This window comes from Algibacter ulvanivorans (genome assembly GCF_048381495.1).
In the GTDB taxonomy this organism is placed as follows: Bacteria; Bacteroidota; Bacteroidia; order Flavobacteriales; family Flavobacteriaceae; genus Algibacter_B; species Algibacter_B ulvanivorans.
The window spans coordinates 177494-196627 of the sequence record NZ_JBLWGD010000001.1; the positions used below are offsets into that span (position 1 = coordinate 177494).

Here is a 19134-nt window from a genome sequence, read left to right on the forward strand (position 1 = left end):
ATGGAAACAACAAGGGGGAAAGTAAGTTATTGGGCTTTAATGGTTATAGGATTAACGGGTATAGGTTATCAGTTGTATAAATACATGACAAACAATTTAGAATTAAGTATTTCTGAGTTTGGATTTACAGTTGTTTGTGCGGTTTTAATATTCGCACCAAAAGCATTAAGCGAGGTTTTCGGTAAAATTATAGATAACAGATTAAAAAATTAAACTAATTGCAAAATTACAATTGAGGGGTTGTAACGAACTTAACCATAAAAAATGAATGAAAAAGTAAAAAAGTCTAAAACCATTACCATTTTAGGCTATGTTATTAAAATTAATAAAGCGTGGTATATAACGCTATGCTTAGGGGTAGTTGTAAATTTATATTTAAACCATAGTAATTATCTAGATAACAAAACGCTTGAAAGTAAGGTAGCGTCTTTAGTTGCCGAAAATAAAGATTTAAAACAAGCTTACAACGCGTTGTTAGATAATATGGTGGCCTACAACCGCACATTTGACGACTTCGATTTAGAAGTTTGGAACAAAGTAAAAAAGAAAGATAGTTTTTATAGCAACTATTATAACCTGGCATACGAGAGTAAGCATTTTAAACCTAAAGGCGAAAACAGGCACCAAAATATGGGTCGTACAGACTTTCAAAATGGTTACGGATGGATAGCCGATTTTTGGTACAAAAACGACCTTGAAGTTGCTATTACAGGTGTAAGTAAAATATACGACGAGCCAGCAATAGATAGTTTAGGAAAAGTATATTGGATTAAAGACTGGAAATGGCGACGAATAAAATTTCTAGACACCCTAGTTTATGGCATGAAGTTGCCAGAATATTAATATAAAATTTTATAAAAATCTTACAATATGAGTTGGAGAAATGTTATTGAAAATAGTATTTATATAGTGCTTATAAGTATAGCTTTAATTGTTAATAATAAAATAATAGTTAGCGAATTTGATGGCACCATACAAGCAGCAATTGAAAAAGAAACCACTAAAATTGAAAATCATTTTTTAACTGAAATAAAAAAGCTTAAAGCTAAAAATGGAGCATCTTCTGTGATTGAAACCTACCCGAAAATTGATAACGAAATTACAAATACTAAAATACATAATAATAAGCCTAAAGATTCGGTTAAGAAGTGGTTTATAAGCAGGTGGTTTTCAAAAAATAAATACAAAAAAACTAATGAGTAAACAATTACAACGTATTGTTATATTGAGTTTAATAAATGGCATAACTATTCATTATTTAAACAAGTGGTTAGATAAAAAAGATGTGTTGCCAAAACCAGAAATAAAAAAATGAAAACGAATAGCGCAAAAAAAATACTGATTGTTTCTGCAATAACATTAGGAAGTTTAATTATTTACGGACAAAAAAAAATAAATACAGCTTCAGAGGTTATGAGTAATATTAAAGTTGGTGTTAAAAAAATATCAAACTTTAAATTTTCATTTAGCAATGTAAGTTTTAATGCGGTTTTAACGCTTCAAAATTTAACCAATATAGATTTTGGAGCAACACTTACAAGCAAAATAGTTATAAAACAAATAAGAGTTTATAATATAGAAGGTGTTTATTTAGGTAAGGCAGATGTTAATATTTATCAATTAAATTTACCATCAAGACAAATTGTAGAATTACCAGAAGCTACTTTTAAACTGTCTTTAGATAAAGCGGCAAATGAGTTTTTAAAACATAGCCAAGATTATTTAGATAAAAATTTTGAACGTCTAAACTATAAGGTAGATGTTGAAGTTTTTGGAAATATTATTACTTTAGAAGCATAATCACTTAAAACCACCACCACATGAAAAATAGCGTTGAAAAATTCAATAGTCTAAACGGGCGCACAGTTTCAAAACAAGAAATAGCAGCTATAAGAACTCAAGCCTTTAATGAGCAACAATTTGACGTTTTTAAACGTCTTGTTTCTGTTGAAGATAAGCACCCGAAGGCAGATGTTTTTGAGTTTGAAATTGAAACTCCAGCAATATTTGACGAAACCGCACACGGTAGTCTAGCAAAGCCTAAAAAACTGATTGAAAAAGTTAAAAAAAGCGTGAAAAAGCAAAAACGTAAAATTGCTAGAAAAATTAATAACGTAGACGTTGAAGAAAAATCCGAACAATATTATGCAAGTCTAGGTATACCTTTTATTGATAACGAAACTTTAAATAATTTTGGTAAAGATGAAGTTTCGGGATTAGCAAAACCTATAAAAACCGATGATGTATATAAAATAGTAACAGATCGTATAATTTCAGCTATTGAATCACAAGGCGATTTAACATGGTATCATGGCAGAAAAGAAAATAAAGGCAAAAATCTATTTATTAAGCTGCCATTACCAATAAATTACAATATAAACAAATACTATCGAGGTATTAATGCGCTTTTATTATCTCATTACCCTGTAAGAATTTTAGATAAAAAAACAAACCTTCCAAAAATAAAATTAATACAAATTACAGACGATAAGTTGTTTTGGATGACATTCTCGCAAATAGAAAAAAACAATGGCAAGCTTAAAAAGGGTTCTGTTGGTCTAGAAGCTGTCTATTATAATTTTATTTTTAAAAACGGAAACGAAGTAATTACTGAAGAAAAGTATAAGGAGCTTACAAAGCTATATAACTGTAAAACTGCTTCAAGGAGTGAAAAATGTGCAACATTAAAAAAGATACCGTTTTTAAGGTATTACAAAGTTTATAATGAAAAAGATATTGAAGGTATAGATTTTGAAGCTAGACGAAAATTGATTAACAAAAAAGCTACTGTACATGAAAGCGATGTTGATAAAATTAATGCAGCAGAAGCAATAATTAAAAGTATGCCTAAAAAGCCTCTAATTATTGAAAAACATATTGGTAAAGGAGAAAGTCCAAATTACCAACCTACAACCGATAGGGTGGTTATGCCATTAAAATCGCAGTACGATAATGTAGCTATTTGGTACGGAACAGCATTCCATGAATTGGTGCATGCTACAGGCCATGAAACACGACTAAAACGAATAGGAGTTGTAAATTTTGATAAATTTGGTTCGCCTCAATATGCCTTTGAAGAGTTAGTTGCCGAGCTAGGATCTGCTTACTTAAATGCAGAAAGTGGTATTTTGTTTCATACACTTAAAAAAAACGCGGCTTACATTAAAGGTTGGAAAAACAAAGTTTTGTCTATTTTAAAAAAGGACAATAAGGCGATTTTTAAAGCTTCTGGGCAAGCACAAAAAGCAGCTGATTATATACTTGATAGAGATTCTAAAGGTGTGCCAAAATTCTTGAAAATTGTAACATCAAAACCTAAAACCCTAACAAAAAAGAGTAAAAGTGTACCAAAAACACAAAAAAGTGGTACACAGATAGCATTATTTGGTATAAAAGGACAAACACAAATAACAACTGATGCTTTTAAAGACATGCGTGTTTCAGAACTTAGAGATTTTTCATTAAAATATTACCTAAACGAGTTGAAGGGTAAAAAAGTAGCTATTAAAAATAGTTTAAAAGAGATAGTTTTTACTACGCAAGCTGGTCGTAAAATTGCAAAAGGGGGTACTATGTATAAAGAAAAAGCTGTGGTTTTGGAGCGTATAGAAACTTTGATTAAAAACTCTACTTACAATAATTTTGGAGAGCCAAAACCTAACGATAAAAAAGACGTTTTAGGGTACTTAAACTTTAAATCTAAACTTGTAATTGATGGTGTAAAAAGGCATGTAAGAATATCAATAACGCTATATAAAAACAGAAAAACAGTATTAAAAAATTACGATTTAGGACAAAAGAAAAACGATTTATCTTCTAAAGGTTCAAAAAGAGAGCCTTCTAACGGAGAAAATAAATCGCTATCTAGTAACAAAAATACAAAAACCAAGCCAAATATCAAAAAATTAGGTACAGTTTTGATTGATGATAGTACATCAATTATCCCATCCGTTTATGCTATTAAAGGAGATCCAACGACTGAAGCGTTGGATAATGAGGTTTTGTACCTAAAAAACAATGCTAATGAACAAAAACAGGGTTTAGAAAAAAAAAATACTACTAGACAAAATGAAACAATTAATAAAGAACCTAAAAATAGATTTGTGCAAGGCATTACTTCTGCAAAAAATGCAGCATCAAATGTTAAGCTCTTCAATTTTGAAGGAGAACTTGCCTATTTTTTAGGAAAGTTAGAAAAAAAGAATATACATTCATTGGTAATTACTTTAGATGCGCCTCCAGGAAGTGGTAAAACTAGAGTTTTGTTTCAAATGATTAACATGGTTGCTAATGCTGGTCTTACAAGTGTGTTTTTTAGTTTAGAAGAACATCCAGAAAGCAAATTGTTTGCCGACAAAGCTTCAATGTATATTGATGCAAAGAATGAATCTCTTATTGATGTTGTTGGTGATTTGCCGCCATCATTTGATGAGTTTATGACAATTATTAAAGATTATGATTTTGTTGGTGTTGATAGTTGGAATAAAGCTTATGAAAAATACAAAGTAGATTTTGATAATGATTTAAGAAAAGGCGTAAATGGAAAACTTATAGCAGCTATATTTCAGCGTACCACAAATGGAACAATGCGAGGTGGTGCAAAAGCAGCATTTGATGGTGATGTTATTTTAGAAGTTGTTAAAGAAGATGATTTTAGAGATAGTTATGTGCAAGCAAGAAAAAATCGCTACCAAGACATACCCTTAAATGAATTAGCTTATAACTTTTATAGTAAAAAAACAATTAATCAAAATATTGAGCTTCCAAGTTCAGTTCAAGTATAATAATAAAAATAAACCTTTTCACGGAGGAAGAAAAGTAAAAAAAGTCCTCCAGTTTTAAATAATTCCTACGTCATTTAAACAGAGAGCCAACGGCTACTGGAGGACAAAAGTCTTCTGGTGCTGTTGGCTTTTTCTGTTTTCTCGACGTAGGAATGACGAAAATACAAATTAATGTTTAACTTTAAAATCTAATTGCAAAATGAGTGTAAGTAAAAAAAAGGCACTATCTACTTGCGGTACTAGACTTAAAAAAGGATATCGTTATGTTAAAGGCGGTAAAATTGTTAAGGCTAAAACTAAAAGAAAGTAGTGTTAAATCGAAAATAGTGTATCTAAAGTGTATCTGATTGATTTTTATTTATTTGTAAGTAATTGATTATCAAATATATTAAATACTTATGTATTATTGACTGTTAATCAGAGGGTCCTTGGTTCGAGCCCAAGAGAAGGAGCAAAAAAAGTCTAACAGAAATGTTAGACTTTTTTGTTTTTCTACCTTTTCTAATTAATAAATGTCTTTACTGCTTCAACCGTTTTTTTAGAGTTGCCAATAAAAATGTTATTATCTATAATAATTACCGGTCTTTTTAAAAAGGTGTAGTGTTCTAAAATGTAATGTTTATAATCGCGTTCGGTTAGGTTTTGGTTTTTTAAATCCATGTCCTTGTAAAGTTTGGCGCGTTTACTAAAAAGAGCTTCATAGCTACCTGCTAAGGCTTCCATGTTTTCAATTTGTTTTACTGTAATAGCTTCGTGTTTAATGTCCTGTAAAATAAAATCTGAAGGTAAATTTAGTGCTTTTAAAATTCTAACACAGGTGTTGCAGGTTTTTAAATAATATACTTTTTTCATGCTGAATGATTCTTTATAAGAACAAATTAAAACTATATTTATCAAAAAATTAAATGATATGGATTTTACATTTCAAGTATTAAAAAATACAAGGCGTATTTTTAATGAAATTATAGAAAATAATACGCTAGACAATTTAAATAAAATACCTAAAGGGTTTAATAACAATATTATTTGGAATATTGGACATGTTGTAGTTTCAGAGCAGTTGTTAGCATATAAGCTAGCTGGTTTAGAGCCTAGTTTAACAGACCAAATGATTTCTAGGTATAGAAAAGATTCTAGACCAGAGGGCGACTTAACACAAGAAGAGGTTAACGAAATAAAAGCACTACTAACTTCAACAATAAAAAAAACCGAATTAGATTATAATAATGGTGTTTTTAAAAATTATAACGCGTATACGGTTTCTACAACAGGTAACACCTTAAATAATATTGATGAAGCTTTGCAATTTATTTCCATTCACGAAGGGTTGCATTACGGATATGTTTTAGCGCTTTTAAAAGCTGTTAAAAACTAGATAAGGGTTTATATCTTTATAAGGTATTACAAATTCTATTATGCCAGTAGTGTAAGGAGCAATTTCATAAGTGTTGTAAAGAAAAACAATGCCATTTTCATTATAACCAATATTTTCAGGAAGCTTAAACTCAGCGTTATCTATAAGTAAGTTTTTATTTTTTGTAGCTTCAACAAAATAAGGTTTAATTATTTTTTTTAAACCTTCAATGTTATTAAAAAGTTGATTGTTTTCAATTTTTTTTCCTGTTTCTGCATTAAAGTTTAAAAAGGTAATGTTTAAGTTTCCGTGGGCTCCTCCAGTATTAATGTAAGAAGTTATTGCTATGCTAATAATGTTGGAGGATTGATGCATTATTTCGCCATCTACTTGTGCTTCCCAAGGTAATACAGCTTCCGGAAAATCATTTTTAAACGCAGTATATTCATTATTAAAGGCATTAATGCTTTCTTCTACAGAAAGCGATGTTATGTTATCTAAATTGCTAATATGTAATGTAGAAATTACGGTGTTATGTATGGTTGTATTTATGGTATTCGAGATGGCATTGCTTCCAGTTGCTTTAGGAATATTTATCTCAACAATAGTATTATTCTGGGAGGTAATATTTACATTGGTAAAAACAGTTGTAGTGTCTTCTTTGCAATTAAAAAAAGCAAAAAAACAAAGTGAAAATAAAAGGTGTTTATAGCGCATACAAAAAAGTTAAATCTACGACTAAAGATAGATATTGCATTTGGATACACCGAATTAAAACTTACATTTGTGTAAAAGATTATTTATTATGAAGTTTAATACTAAAACAATACACGGCAAGCAAGAGCATGATAAAGCTTATGGTGCAGTTATGCCTCCAATATATCAAACATCTACCTATGCGCAATCTACTCCAGGAGGGCATAAAGGGTACGAGTATTCTAGAACACATAACCCAACACGAAATGCTTTAGAGAATGCATTGGCTAGTATAGAAAACGGAACTTATGGTCTTGCATTTGGCTCTGGCCTTGCGGCTATCGATGCTATAATAAAATTACTTAAACCAGGAGATGAAGTTATTTCTACAAACGATTTGTATGGCGGTTCGTTTAGGTTATTTACAAAGATATATCAAGATTTTGGAATTAAATTTCATTTTATTGGAATGCAAAATGCTTTAAATATTGAAGACTACGTAAACCAAAACACAAAACTTATTTGGGTAGAAACGCCAACAAACCCAATGATGAATATTATAGATATAAAAGCGGTTTCTAAAATAGCAAAGCACCATGATATTTTATTGGCTGTAGATAATACATTTGCAACGCCTTATTTACAACAGCCGTTAGATTTAGGAGCAGATATTGTAATGCATTCTGCTACTAAATATTTAGGCGGGCATAGCGATGTTGTTATGGGCGCTTTGGTTGTTAAAGACAAAAACTTGGCAGATAAGTTATATTTTATTCAAAATGCTAGTGGTGCTATTTGTGGGCCTCAAGACAGCTTTTTAGTGTTAAGAGGTATAAAAACATTACATGTTAGAATGCAACGCCATTGCGAAAATGGTAAAGCTGTTGCCCAGTTTTTAGCTCAACATCCCAAAATAGAAAACGTGTACTGGCCAGGATTTACAAGCCATCCAAACCACGAGGTTGCAAAAAATCAAATGAAAGACTTTGGCGGAATGATATCTTTTACAACCAAAGGAAACAATTATGAGGAAGCTATAAACATTGTAGAAAAGTTAAAAATATTTACTTTGGCAGAATCGTTAGGAGGTGTAGAGTCGCTTTCTGGACATCCTGCAAGTATGACGCATGCTAGTATTCCAAAAGAAGAAAGAGAAAAAACAGGAGTTGTAGATTCGCTAATTCGATTAAGTGTAGGTATAGAAGATGTAGACGATTTAATTGCAGATTTACAGCAAGCTATTGGTTCGTAATTTTTAGTCTAAATAATAAATATAACCAACATTTAGCCATACCAACCAATCGTTATGTTTATTGTAGTTTAATTGGTGGTCTAAGCCATCTACGCGGTCGTTAAAATAGTACTGCCATCTTAAATCTAGCATTAAGTCAGATAGTTTATTTAGCTTATATCTAACACCAACACTAGAAACAACAGACCATGTGCTTCCAGGCGAGGCATCAACAGAACCTGCATCCCAATAAGAATAAAAATTACTTGGGTCTGTAACATCGCCAACAGCCGTAGGGTCTGGGTTAGCGTAAGTTGTGCTAACTTCTGGAGTGTACGATGTGTAATGAACACCTAAACTTACAAAAGGCGCAAAACTATAGGCAAAGCCTTGAAAATCACGAATGCTAAATGGAAAAAATTCTAGTTGTGTTCCAATATCAAGGTTTTTTGCTACACCTTTGTGTCCTCTAAGTTGGTTGGCTTCAACCGTATTTTTGTCTGGCGATACCCATTTACCTAAATGTTCAAGGTTTGTTTTATTATAAGATATCTCGTTTCTTAATTTAAAATGGTCGTTAAAAAAAGTATCGGTAGTGTAGCAGTTACAATCTGCTCTGTATGAGAAGTTTATATAGTGAACAAGACCAATGCCATATCCCGAATTACCAAAATTTGTTTTAGAATCTTCTCGAATACCAAAATCAGATCTAAATTGAACAGGACCCGCAATAACACCTACTTCATGAGAAAAGCCTAGTTGAGCATTTGCAGTTTGAACAAAAAGAAATAAGCAAAAAACTGAAGCTAAATGTTTCAAGTTAAGCATATAAGGTTTATTTTTTTGAGGGCATTATCAGAACAAATATATAAAAACTAGTAAAACAAACAAATATTAATAAACGACGTAAAAGCTATTTGAAAATATTTATTGCGAAATTTTAAAAAAAACACATATATTTTTGAAGATAACGTATATTTGTACCAATAAATTACTTATTTAATAAATAACTATGCAATAATTGTATTTATGAAAGAAAATATTGAAGCATTTTTAGACCTTGTAAAAGAAAGAAATGGTCACGAACCAGAGTTTTTACAAGCCGTAGAGGAAGTTGCAGAAACCGTAATTCCTTACATAGTTAAACATGATATCTATTATGGTAAAAACATACTACTTAGAATGGTAGAACCAGAACGATTAATTTCTTTTAGAGTGTCATGGGTAGATGATAAAGGTGAAATACAAGTAAACAGAGGGTATAGAGTACAAATGAACTCGGCAATAGGACCATATAAGGGTGGTTTACGCTTTCATCCAACTGTAAATGCAAGTATTTTAAAGTTTTTAGCTTTCGAGCAAGTGTTTAAAAACTCTTTAACTACTTTACCAATGGGTGGAGGAAAAGGAGGAAGCGATTTCGATCCAAAAGGAAAGTCGGATAACGAAATTATGCGCTTTTGCCATGCTTTTATGAGCGAGTTATTTAGATATATTGGCCCAAATACCGATGTGCCAGCTGGAGATATAGGCGTAGGAACAAGAGAAATAGGTTTCTTATTTGGTATGTATAAAAAATTAAGAAACGAGTTTACTGGAGTGCTAACAGGTAAAGGTATGTCGTGGGGTGGCTCGTTAATTAGGCCAGAAGCTACAGGGTATGGTAATGTATATTTTGCTCAAAAAATGCTAGAAACCAAAGGAGATAGTATTAAAGGTAAAGATGTTGTTATTTCAGGATCTGGAAATGTAGCACAATATGCAGCCGAAAAGGTATTGCAATTAGGAGGTAAGGTTTTAACACTTTCAGATTCATCGGGCTATATTTATGATGCTAATGGTATTGATGAAGAAAAACTGGCTTACGTTATGGAACTTAAAAACGTAAAAAGAGGCAGAATAAGTGAATATTTAGAACAATACCCTAACGCAAAATATGTAAAAGGAAAAACACCTTGGGAAGTTAAATGCGATGTCGCTTTACCATGTGCAACACAAAACGAACTTCATGAAAACGATGCTAATACACTTCTAGAAAATGGTTGTGTTTGTGTTAGTGAAGGTGCAAATATGCCATCAACAAAAGAAGCTATAGCCGCTTTTCATAAAGCAAAAATACTATTTGCTCCAGGAAAAGCATCAAACGCAGGAGGCGTAGCAACTTCTGGCTTAGAAATGACGCAAAACTCATTAAGATTTAAATGGTCTAGAGAAGAAGTTGATAATAAACTTAAAGATATCATGTCCGATATTCATAAATCTTGTTTGGAGTATGGAAAAGATGAAGACGGATATGTAGATTACGTAAGAGGAGCAAACATTGCAGGTTTTGTAAAAGTAGCCGATGCCATGTTAGCCCAAGGGATTGTTTAAATTAATTTTTAATTGTTGTTTTAAAGCTTCCTAAAACTTATTTAGGAAGCTTTTTTGTTTAAAATATATTATTTTAAAGCAAAACTCGTTACTTATAAATATATTTGAACATTCAAAAAGCAACTATGTTAAGAAGCATCATAGCCATTATATTTTTACTATATCCTTTATTTCAATTTGCTCAAGATTTTTCAGCATTATGGAAAGGGCATTTTTCTTATAATGAGATTAAAGATGTAGCGCAAGGCCCTAATATTATTTATGCAGCTGCAGATAATGCTATTTTTAGTTTAAATACTCAAACCAATGAAATAAAACAGATAACAACTGTAAATGGCCTGTCTGGAGAGAGTATTTCTACTATTTTTTACAGCGTTGATTATGAGTTGCTTGTAGTTGGGTACGAAAATGGACTTATAGAAATTGTATTTGATAATGAAACAGATATTTTAACCGTTGTTGATATTATTGATAAACCAACAATATCGCCCTCAAACAAGAAAATAAATCATATTACTGCAAACCTAAATGTAATTTATATATCAACAAATTATGGGATTTCGGTTTTCGATTTAGAGCGGCTTGAGTTTGGAGATACCTATTTTATAGGTAGCGGAGGTAGCCAAGTTCCTGTAACGCAAACTACTATTTTTCAGGATTATATATACGCATCGTGCCTTGGAGGAAACGGTATATTAAAAGCACCAATTTCTAGCCCTAATTTAATTGATTACCAAAACTGGGAAGTAGTTTGGGCAAGCAACTGGTTAGCTATAGAGTCTAACGGTGGTAAAGTTTATGCAATAAATGCTAACAGAAAACTTTATGACGTAGTGGGTAGTACGGTTACAGAAATAGCTGCGTACTCAAATTTACCATTAGACATAAGGTCTGTTAATTCAAATTTAATAGTTACTACCAGTAATGAAGTATTTGTGTACGATTCTAATTTTAATATAGTAGCTCAAATTCCTGTTAGCACAGATTTTAATACGACATATACTGCGTCTACCATAGATTTAGAAAATATTTATATTGGTACTCAAAATTTTGGAATTTTAAAAACAGACTTAAATAACTCAATACCTTTTGAAGAGGTTCATCCAGAAGGCCCATTATATAACACACCTTTTTCAATAGAAGCAGAACCTAATGGGGTGTGGGCAACTTTTGGCGGATATAGTTTGTTTTATGTTCCTTTTTCAAGAACACGTGGTTTTAGTCACCTAAAAGATGAAGGTTGGACTAATGTATCATTTCAAGAAACATTTCAGGCCAGAGATTTAAATGGTATTGCCATAAACCCATTTAATACCAATCAAGTATTTTTAAGTTCGTTTCATAATGGATTGGTAGAGGTTAATGAGAATGTTCCAACCATGCTCTACGATCAAAATAATAGTGGTTTAGAGTCGTTAGTAGTTCCTACAAATCCTAGTATAGTTAGTGTTAGAGTTTTAAACCCTTTGTTTGATAATGATGGTGTATTATGGACACTAAGTACTCTGATAGATAATGCCTTAAAATCATACAGCCCTTCAACAGGACAATGGAAATCTTACGATTTTACTCCAGTTACTGGCGATGGTTTTTCTGGCGGAAATTTAGGTTATGCCGATATTGTTATAGGTAACGACGGTACAAAATGGATAGCATCATACAAGTTTGGACTTATTGGTTTTAATGAAAACGGTAGCAGCCCATTAATAAAAAGTGTTTATAGAGAAGAAGAAAATATGCCAAGCGAGTTGGCAACAGCCGTGGCTATAGATAAAAGAAACCAGTTATGGATTGGTAACTTTCGAGGGTTAAGAGTGCTTTACAATACATCTAATTTTTTTACTGAAGATAATATAACTGTAGACGAAATTATTATTGAAGAAGATGGTATCGCTAAAGAATTATTATTTGAGCAGTATGTTACAGATATTGAGGTAGATGGCTCTAACAATAAATGGATAGGAACTACAGATTCGGGGTTGTTTTATCTATCGCCAGATGGTCAAAATACCATATTTCATTTCACAAAAGATAACTCTCCTTTACCATCAAACAGTATAAGCGATGTGTCTATAGATAATGTAAATGGTGTGGTTTACATTGCAACAAGTAAGGGGTTGTTATCTTTCAACTCTGGCGGGTCTTCTGCTTTCGAAGATTTAGAAAGTGCTTACGCTTACCCAAACCCAGTACGACCAGGGTTTAATATAAACGAAGATAAAATAAAAATTAAAGACATTTCTGAAAACGTAAATATTAAAATTACAGATATTGAAGGGAATTTGGTAGCCGAAGCACAGTCTAGAATAAACCAAAGATACCAAGGTTATAATTTAGAGATAGATGGAGGTACAGCTTACTGGAACGGTAAAAACTTTGCAAATAATACCGTAGCCACAGGTGTTTATTTAGTTATGCTTTCCGATTTAGATACCTTTGAAACTAAAGTTTTAAAATTAATGGTAGTTAGGTAATGCTAGTAACATCAACCGCTATTGTATTATCTAAACTAAAATATAGAGATAACGATTTAATTGTTAAATGTTATACTCAAGAAAAAGGCATAGTAAGTTTTTTATTAAGAGGCGTATTAAAAAGTAAAAAAGGAAACTCTAAAATAGCATACTTTCAATTATTATCTCAAATACAAATTGTATTTACCTATAAAAATGGTAGTGCATTACATAGCATAAAGGAAACAAAATTAGAGCATTTATATTCTAGCTTGCATACCAATGTTTTAAAAAGCTCGATAGTTATGTTTCTTTCAGAAGTGCTATCTAACACATTGCAAGAAGAAGAGCAGAACGAAACCCTTTATAGTTACCTAGAACACACGCTTTTATGGCTAGACTCGCAAGACGATTATGCTAATTTTCATCTGCTATTTTTATTAAAACTTACCAAGTATTTAGGCTTTTATCCAGAGCTTAGTAATATTAATGCAGATTACTTTAATTTAAATGAAGGTAGGTTTGAAAAACATTCAAATAATAAATACTCTATTTCTGGCGAAAATTTAACACTCTTAAAACAGCTTTTAGGCATAACATTTGATGCATTACCAAGTATAAAAATTAATGCAAAACAAAGGCAGTCTTTTTTAAGTATGATTTTGCTTTATTTTGAATTACATTTGGGGCGTTTTAAAACCCCTAAATCTTTACAGGTATTTAATCAAGTTTTTAGCTAAAACATGAAGTTTTTTTATTTAACAATTGTCCTTTTTTTTGTTTCTATATGTTCTCAATCTCAAAACATAAAAGTTTTAAATAACGTTACAAAAGAGCCTATTTTTGGCGTTGCTATTTATAATGTAGATAAGTCTAAAAGTGTAGTTACTAATTTTAGAGGCGAAGCAGATTTAAATGAGTTTTCAAATACAGAAACCATTTATTTTAAGCATTTATCTCATGTTTTAAAAACAATACAGAAAAATCAAATAAATACAACCAATAAAGTTTTTTTGGTTTCTAACACTCAAGGTTTAGAGCAAATAGTTATTTCGGCATCAAAGTTTCAGCAAAATAAAAAAGACATTCCACAAAAAATAGTGAGTGTAGATGCTAAAAACATTCAGTTTGTAAACCCGCAAACAAGTGCCGATTTATTAGAAAATACGGGTAGAGTTTACGTGCAAAAAAGCCAACTAGGAGGCGGAAGCCCCATGATAAGAGGGTTCTCTACAAACCGATTACTTATTACTGTTGATGGTGTAAGAATGAATAATGCCATTTTTAGAGGCGGAAACCTTCAAAATGTAATATCAATCGACCCGTTTTCAGTTCAAAACACAGAAGTTACCTTAGGCTCTGGTTCGGTAATATATGGAAGTGATGCTATTGGTGGTGTTATGAGCTTTTACACACAAAAACCAAAGTTGTCTTATACAGATTCTTTAATGTTTAAAGCTAATGCTGTGGTACGTTATGCCTCGGCAAGTAATGAAAGAACAGGGCATTTAGATTTTAATTTAGGATATAAAAAATGGGGGTTTATAACAAGTGCAAGTTATACAGATTTTGATGATTTGCGTATGGGAAGCCATGGCCCAGAAGCGTATTTAAGACCAGAGTTTGCTATTGCCACTTCTACTGGTGATATGATTGTTGAAAATAACAATCCTTTAATTCAAAAATTTTCAGGATATAACCAATTAAATTTAATGCAAAAAGTGCATTTTGAACCTTATGAAGATTTAAGCTTCGATTTAGGTTTGTTTTACACAACAACATCAAACACGCCACGATACGATAGATTAATTAGATATAGAAATGGTGTATTGCGCTCTACAGAATGGAATTATGGCCCGCAACAATGGTTTATGTCTAACTTACAGGTTACTAAATTAAGTAGCAAATCTAATTTGTACGACAAAATTAAAGCCACTTTAGCATACCAAAATTTTAATGAAAGCAGGTTTGATAGAAGTTTTCAATCTACAAACAGAAGTATTAGAGAAGAGTCTGTAGATGCTTATTCCTTTAATTTAGACTTAGAAAAAAGGTGGTCTCCAAAAACAGAGTTTTTCTATGGCGCCGAGTATGTATACAATAAAGTAAGATCTTTAGGTTTTGATGAAGATATAGTAACCAATACCAAGTCTAAAACGGTTTCCAGATATCCTAATGGTGCAAGTTGGAAATCTGCAGCTGTGTATTCTAGTATTAAGTATAAGCCCAATCCAAAATTTGTTTTTCAGTCTGGTTTGCGTTTTAATTATGTGGTTTCCGAAGCCAATTTTAGCGAAAACAATACTTATTTAAATTTACCTTTTACCGCAGCAAAAAATGAATCTGAGGCGCTTACAGGAACTGCCGGAATAAGTTGGACACCAAACTCGATACTACAATGGAAATTTAATTTATCATCGGCTTTTAGAGCACCAAATATTGATGATGTTGGTAAGGTGTTTGATTCGGAACCAGGCTCTGTAGTGGTGCCAAATAATAATTTAAGGCCAGAATATGCCTATGGCGGAGAATTGGGTTTAAAACTTAATTTTAATGATAAGCTAATTCTTGATACAAGCACATATTACACGTATTTAGATAATGCTTTAGTTAGAAGAGATTATAGTATAAATGGCGAAAACGAAATTATTTATGATGGCGAATTAAGTAATGTACAAGCCATACAAAACGCATCGAAAGCTTGGATTTATGGTTTTGAAGTGGGATTAAAAATGCCTGTTACAAAAAGTTTAAATTTAACATCGCAATACTCTGTTATTGGAGGAACAGAGCAAGAAGATGCTGTTGAGGTTCCTATACGTCATGTGGCTCCAAACTTTGGAAATACGCATTTACTTTGGACATTAAACAACTTGAAATTAGATTTTTTTGCTAATTATAATGGTAATTTATCTTTTTATGAGTTAGCACCATCTGAAATTGAAAAAGATTATTTATATGCCTTAGATGCTAATGGAAATCCTTATAGTCCAGAGTGGTATACACTTAATTTAAGAGCGCAATACCAAATAAACAATACCACCTCTATAACGGCTAGTTTAGAGAATATTACAGACCAGCGATATAAAACATACTCTTCAGGAATTGCTGCACCAGGCAGAAACCTTATTTTATCTTTAAAGTATAGTATATAAAAAAGCATTAGTAAATACTAATGCTTTTAGGTTGTTATTTTGGTTTAATGCCTATTTATTTTTTTACTGCTTTTTTTGTTAAAATTAAGCCGTTTGATAATTCAACTTTAGCAATAAAAACAGAAGCGTTTAATTTTGATAAGTTATAAGTTTCGGTTTTGTTATTACCTTCAAGTTTATATAATTCTCTGCCTAACAAATCGTATATTTTAACCGTTTTTATATGGCTAGAGGCAGTAAATTTAACAGCATTATTTTCAAGTTCAACAATTTTTAAACGGTTAGTGTTGGCTTCAATGGTTTCGGTAAACAATACTTTCGGGCTAAATCTAATTTCAAAACGATTGTTAAATTCACCAACTTCAGATGTAAAGGTATAATCGGCATCAGATAGGTTATGCATTACATTTAATAAGTTGTCTTTTAAATAAATGGTATTGTTAGTTATAAAATCGCCTTTAAATTTAGCTATAGATAATTTGTATGTAGTTACATCGGTAATATGCGTTGCAAACCCAAGGTTTATAACTTCACTTTCTGTTAGGCTGTTAATGGCTTTACCTTGAATAGCAAATTTGTTATTAGAGTTTTCTATTGTAGAGTATAACGTAGCATGAAAATTTGATGCTAAAAACCTTTTGGCATCGTAAGCATCACCATCAAAACCATTTGTAGCACCATTAACATAGGCTATAAGTATTTGGTTAAAAACCCCGTTATTAGAAGTTAAATTTACCCAGAGTTTATTTTCAGGGGTGGTGGTTTTAGTTTTTTTAGAGCCTTTAAAAAACAATGCGTTACTAGTGTTGTCTGCCATTCGCATAGCGTTTGTAAAGGTTGCTGAGTTATTATCTAAACCAGAAATAAAGAAACCTTGCCCAGAAGGAATATATTGGTTAGGAATTTCTCCACTTGCGCCAGCAACACCAGCACCACTTCCTGCGGCATACATGGCATAATCGTTTTGGCTAAAGTTACTTTGCTCATTACCGCCATTAGATTGGGCGTGGTCTGTAGCTTGCGACCAAAAATAAGCGGTGCCGCCAATTACTGCAGAGTTTGCAGTATAAAAAGCATCAAAATCGATAGCAGAAGGGTAAGGGTTTCCTATAAAATTCCAGCTTGTTGTTCCGGCACCTACGTTTGCAGGGTTGTTAGATATGGCAACATTAATATTACCAGTATTAAATTCGCCTTCAAAAGAAGCTGTTCCAGTTGCTGGCAAACCAAAAGCACCAAACAATCTAGATTCTGTAACAGCATAACCAACACCAGGTGTTATGGTATTTCCAGCTAATGCGTATTGCCAAGCGTTAGCATCGTCATCAATATTATCGCCATTGGTATCTATAAAATTACTGGCGTTAAACCAAAAGCGTCTGTCGCCATCAACATCGGTAAATACATTTCCAATAGTTTCGTCTACAACAGGAGAGCTCCAGTATGTATAATAGTACCAAGCCGATTTAGATGCGGTTGTTTTGTTAACTCTCGATGCGCCTCCAGTATTAACAGTAAATGTGCCAGCATCATCACGTTGCACAAAATTACCTTGAGACTCTACAATTAAGGTGCCATTTACAATCACGTCATTTTCAACTTCTATATACCCGCCATTATTAACTCTTACGGTTATAGGGTTGCTTGTACTACTTGAAATCTCATTAATATACAAACTACAAGAAGAAAAACTATTAGCAGTAGTTGCAGTATAGTCTCCATCTATTACAGCAAATGTATTTGTAGTTGGTGGTGCATCCCAAGAAGTTCCGTCCCAGGTTACTACTGTAGCGCAGTCTCCACAAGTGTATGTACAACTTCCTAGAGGTATAATTACATTGGATCTTATCCAATTGCTTGATTCTGAAACTGCTGATAAAATTAAAGAGCTGTTATTTAAAACAGAGCAATTATATCTGGCACCATCAGTTTCATCAATAGCAACAGCATTAACTCCGTTCGTTAAGCCCATAGGTAAGGCAGATGTGTTTGTGCTCGTAGCATCGGTAGACCAACCTGAGGTACCATCAAAATGAACAGCAAATATAAAAGTTGGAGCAGCTTCTGTACCTTGATAGGCTAATATTTGATCTCCTGCAGTAGATAGACCGAAATTTGCATCTGTTTCTGAAACTATACCATGTGATGAAGAATAGTTGTTCGATGAAGTATTAAGAATAATAATTTCTGTTCCGCAAGTTAAATCACTATCAGCAATCCAAGTAATTACACCTTCATTATTACCACCGTTAGCAGGAGTATTAAATACTCCTGTAGATTTCCAACCAGAATCCGTAAAATGAATAATAGTGCCTGTTTGAACATCGGTTAATAAAACAAATTTAACTTGATCTGGATTATCAGAATTAAATCCTGTTATAACAATATCTCCAGCAGAAAGTGTAGTTTGCCCATGCCCCAGGCCAAATGTTAAAACTAGTATTAATAAAAGTGTAATTTTTTTCATAACCGTTAAGTTTTAAAAATCTAAGATTTGGTTTTTATAAATTTTTATTCAAAATGTTTATTTAACATTGTTATTTTTGGTGCTTATGCAAACCAAAAAAACATATACGCTGCAAGAAGCTACTAGAAAACTAGAGCATTATTGCGCGTATCAAGAACGTTGCCATAAAGAAGTAAAGCAAAAGTTAAAAACGATGCACATGATACCCGAAGCTATCGATGTGATAATAGTGCATCTTTTAAAGCATAACTTTCTAAATGAAGAACGTTTTGCCAAAACATTTGTAAGCGGTAAGTTTAGAATTAAGGCTTGGGGCCGACGCCGATTAACTTTAGAATTAAAGCAAAAAGACATAAGCAAAGTTAATATAAATCAGGCACTTGCAGAAATAGAAAACGCGGAGTACATCGAGGTTTTCAATGGTTTAGCCGAAAAAAAAGCCAACGCTTTAACGGGGAGTAATAAGTTTAAAAATAAGAAGAAATTAATCGATTATCTGTTATATAGAGGCTGGGAAACACATTTGGTGTACGAAAAAGCTAATGAGCTTTTCGGGTAAACCCATAAAAAAACGGATTAAGTGAAAAACTTAACCCGTTTTTAGTATGTTTTGTTTGTAAA

At 32.1% G+C, this 19134-nt stretch carries 16 protein-coding genes; 12 read left to right on the forward strand and 4 right to left on the reverse strand.

Features of this window, described 5'->3' with window-relative positions:
- The 5 genes from ACNG5D_RS00955 (at nucleotide 1) to ACNG5D_RS00975 (ending at nucleotide 4784) form a co-directional block, all read left to right on the forward strand.
- Complete coding sequence (locus ACNG5D_RS00955; protein ID WP_418181620.1) at nucleotides 1-213, forward strand: hypothetical protein; 213 nt, start codon at nucleotides 1-3, stop codon at nucleotides 211-213.
- 51 nt (nucleotides 214-264) lie between these two features.
- A complete protein-coding gene (locus ACNG5D_RS00960) occupies nucleotides 265-843 on the forward strand; it encodes a hypothetical protein (protein WP_418181621.1) in 579 nt (192 codons plus the stop codon).
- 27 nt (nucleotides 844-870) lie between these two features.
- Nucleotides 871-1203, forward strand: coding sequence for a hypothetical protein (locus ACNG5D_RS00965; RefSeq protein ID WP_418181622.1), 333 nt, complete (start codon nucleotides 871-873; stop codon nucleotides 1201-1203).
- A gap of 108 nt (nucleotides 1204-1311) precedes the next feature.
- The gene (locus ACNG5D_RS00970; protein ID WP_418181623.1) at nucleotides 1312-1800 is read left to right on the forward strand and encodes a hypothetical protein; all 489 of its coding nucleotides are present in this window, start codon (nucleotides 1312-1314) and stop codon (nucleotides 1798-1800) included.
- A 20-nt stretch (nucleotides 1801-1820) separates the two neighbouring features.
- On the forward strand, nucleotides 1821-4784 hold the full coding sequence (locus ACNG5D_RS00975) for a zincin-like metallopeptidase domain-containing protein (RefSeq protein ID WP_418181624.1): 2964 nt from the start codon (nucleotides 1821-1823) through the stop codon (nucleotides 4782-4784).
- Between the two features lie 501 nt (nucleotides 4785-5285).
- Here ACNG5D_RS00975 and ACNG5D_RS00980 read toward each other — a convergent pair.
- Nucleotides 5286-5636 (reverse strand): arsenate reductase family protein, encoded by a 351-nt coding sequence (locus ACNG5D_RS00980; RefSeq protein ID WP_418181625.1) that lies wholly within the window; start codon nucleotides 5634-5636, stop codon nucleotides 5286-5288.
- Between the two features lie 58 nt (nucleotides 5637-5694).
- On the opposite strand from ACNG5D_RS00980, the gene ACNG5D_RS00985 reads away from it, so the two are divergent.
- Nucleotides 5695-6159: a DinB family protein gene (locus tag ACNG5D_RS00985; RefSeq protein ID WP_418181626.1), complete on the forward strand. Its 465-nt coding sequence runs from the start codon at nucleotides 5695-5697 to the stop codon at nucleotides 6157-6159.
- Here the strand turns inward: ACNG5D_RS00985 and ACNG5D_RS00990 are convergent.
- The gene (locus ACNG5D_RS00990; protein ID WP_418181627.1) at nucleotides 6139-6855 is read right to left on the reverse strand and encodes a DUF3298 and DUF4163 domain-containing protein; all 717 of its coding nucleotides are present in this window, start codon (nucleotides 6853-6855) and stop codon (nucleotides 6139-6141) included. The genes ACNG5D_RS00985 and ACNG5D_RS00990 overlap by 21 nt on opposite strands.
- Before the next feature lie 88 nt (nucleotides 6856-6943).
- Between ACNG5D_RS00990 and ACNG5D_RS00995 the strand changes: the two genes are divergently transcribed.
- A complete protein-coding gene (locus tag ACNG5D_RS00995) occupies nucleotides 6944-8086 on the forward strand; it encodes a cystathionine gamma-synthase (protein ID WP_418181628.1) in 1143 nt (380 codons plus the stop codon).
- Between the two features lie 3 nt (nucleotides 8087-8089).
- On the opposite strand, the gene ACNG5D_RS01000 is transcribed toward ACNG5D_RS00995, so the two are convergent.
- The gene (locus ACNG5D_RS01000) at nucleotides 8090-8893 is read right to left on the reverse strand and encodes a THC0290_0291 family protein (protein WP_418181629.1); all 804 of its coding nucleotides are present in this window, start codon (nucleotides 8891-8893) and stop codon (nucleotides 8090-8092) included.
- Nucleotides 8894-9094: 201 nt separating this feature from the next.
- On the opposite strand from ACNG5D_RS01000, the gene gdhA reads away from it, so the two are divergent.
- The 4 genes from gdhA (at nucleotide 9095) to ACNG5D_RS01020 (ending at nucleotide 16046) form a co-directional block, all read left to right on the forward strand.
- Nucleotides 9095-10438, forward strand: coding sequence for an NADP-specific glutamate dehydrogenase (gene gdhA, locus ACNG5D_RS01005; RefSeq protein WP_418181630.1), 1344 nt, complete (start codon nucleotides 9095-9097; stop codon nucleotides 10436-10438).
- Nucleotides 10439-10563: 125 nt separating this feature from the next.
- Nucleotides 10564-12912 (forward strand): type IX secretion system anionic LPS delivery protein PorZ, encoded by a 2349-nt coding sequence (gene porZ, locus ACNG5D_RS01010; RefSeq protein ID WP_418181631.1) that lies wholly within the window; start codon nucleotides 10564-10566, stop codon nucleotides 12910-12912.
- Nucleotides 12912-13631, forward strand: a complete 720-nt coding sequence (recO, locus tag ACNG5D_RS01015; protein WP_418181632.1) for a DNA repair protein RecO — start codon at nucleotides 12912-12914, stop codon at nucleotides 13629-13631. Before porZ ends, recO begins: the two co-directional genes overlap by 1 nt.
- Before the next feature lie 3 nt (nucleotides 13632-13634).
- Nucleotides 13635-16046: a TonB-dependent receptor gene (locus ACNG5D_RS01020; protein WP_418181633.1), complete on the forward strand. Its 2412-nt coding sequence runs from the start codon at nucleotides 13635-13637 to the stop codon at nucleotides 16044-16046.
- Nucleotides 16047-16101: 55 nt separating this feature from the next.
- On the opposite strand, the gene ACNG5D_RS01025 is transcribed toward ACNG5D_RS01020, so the two are convergent.
- Complete coding sequence (locus ACNG5D_RS01025; protein ID WP_418181634.1) at nucleotides 16102-18513, reverse strand: hypothetical protein; 2412 nt, start codon at nucleotides 18511-18513, stop codon at nucleotides 16102-16104.
- Between the two features lie 85 nt (nucleotides 18514-18598).
- Here ACNG5D_RS01025 and ACNG5D_RS01030 point away from each other — a divergent pair, with 85 nt between their 5' ends.
- Nucleotides 18599-19072, forward strand: a complete 474-nt coding sequence (locus ACNG5D_RS01030; RefSeq protein WP_418181635.1) for a regulatory protein RecX — start codon at nucleotides 18599-18601, stop codon at nucleotides 19070-19072.
- The last annotated feature ends 62 nt before the right edge of the window (nucleotides 19073-19134 follow it).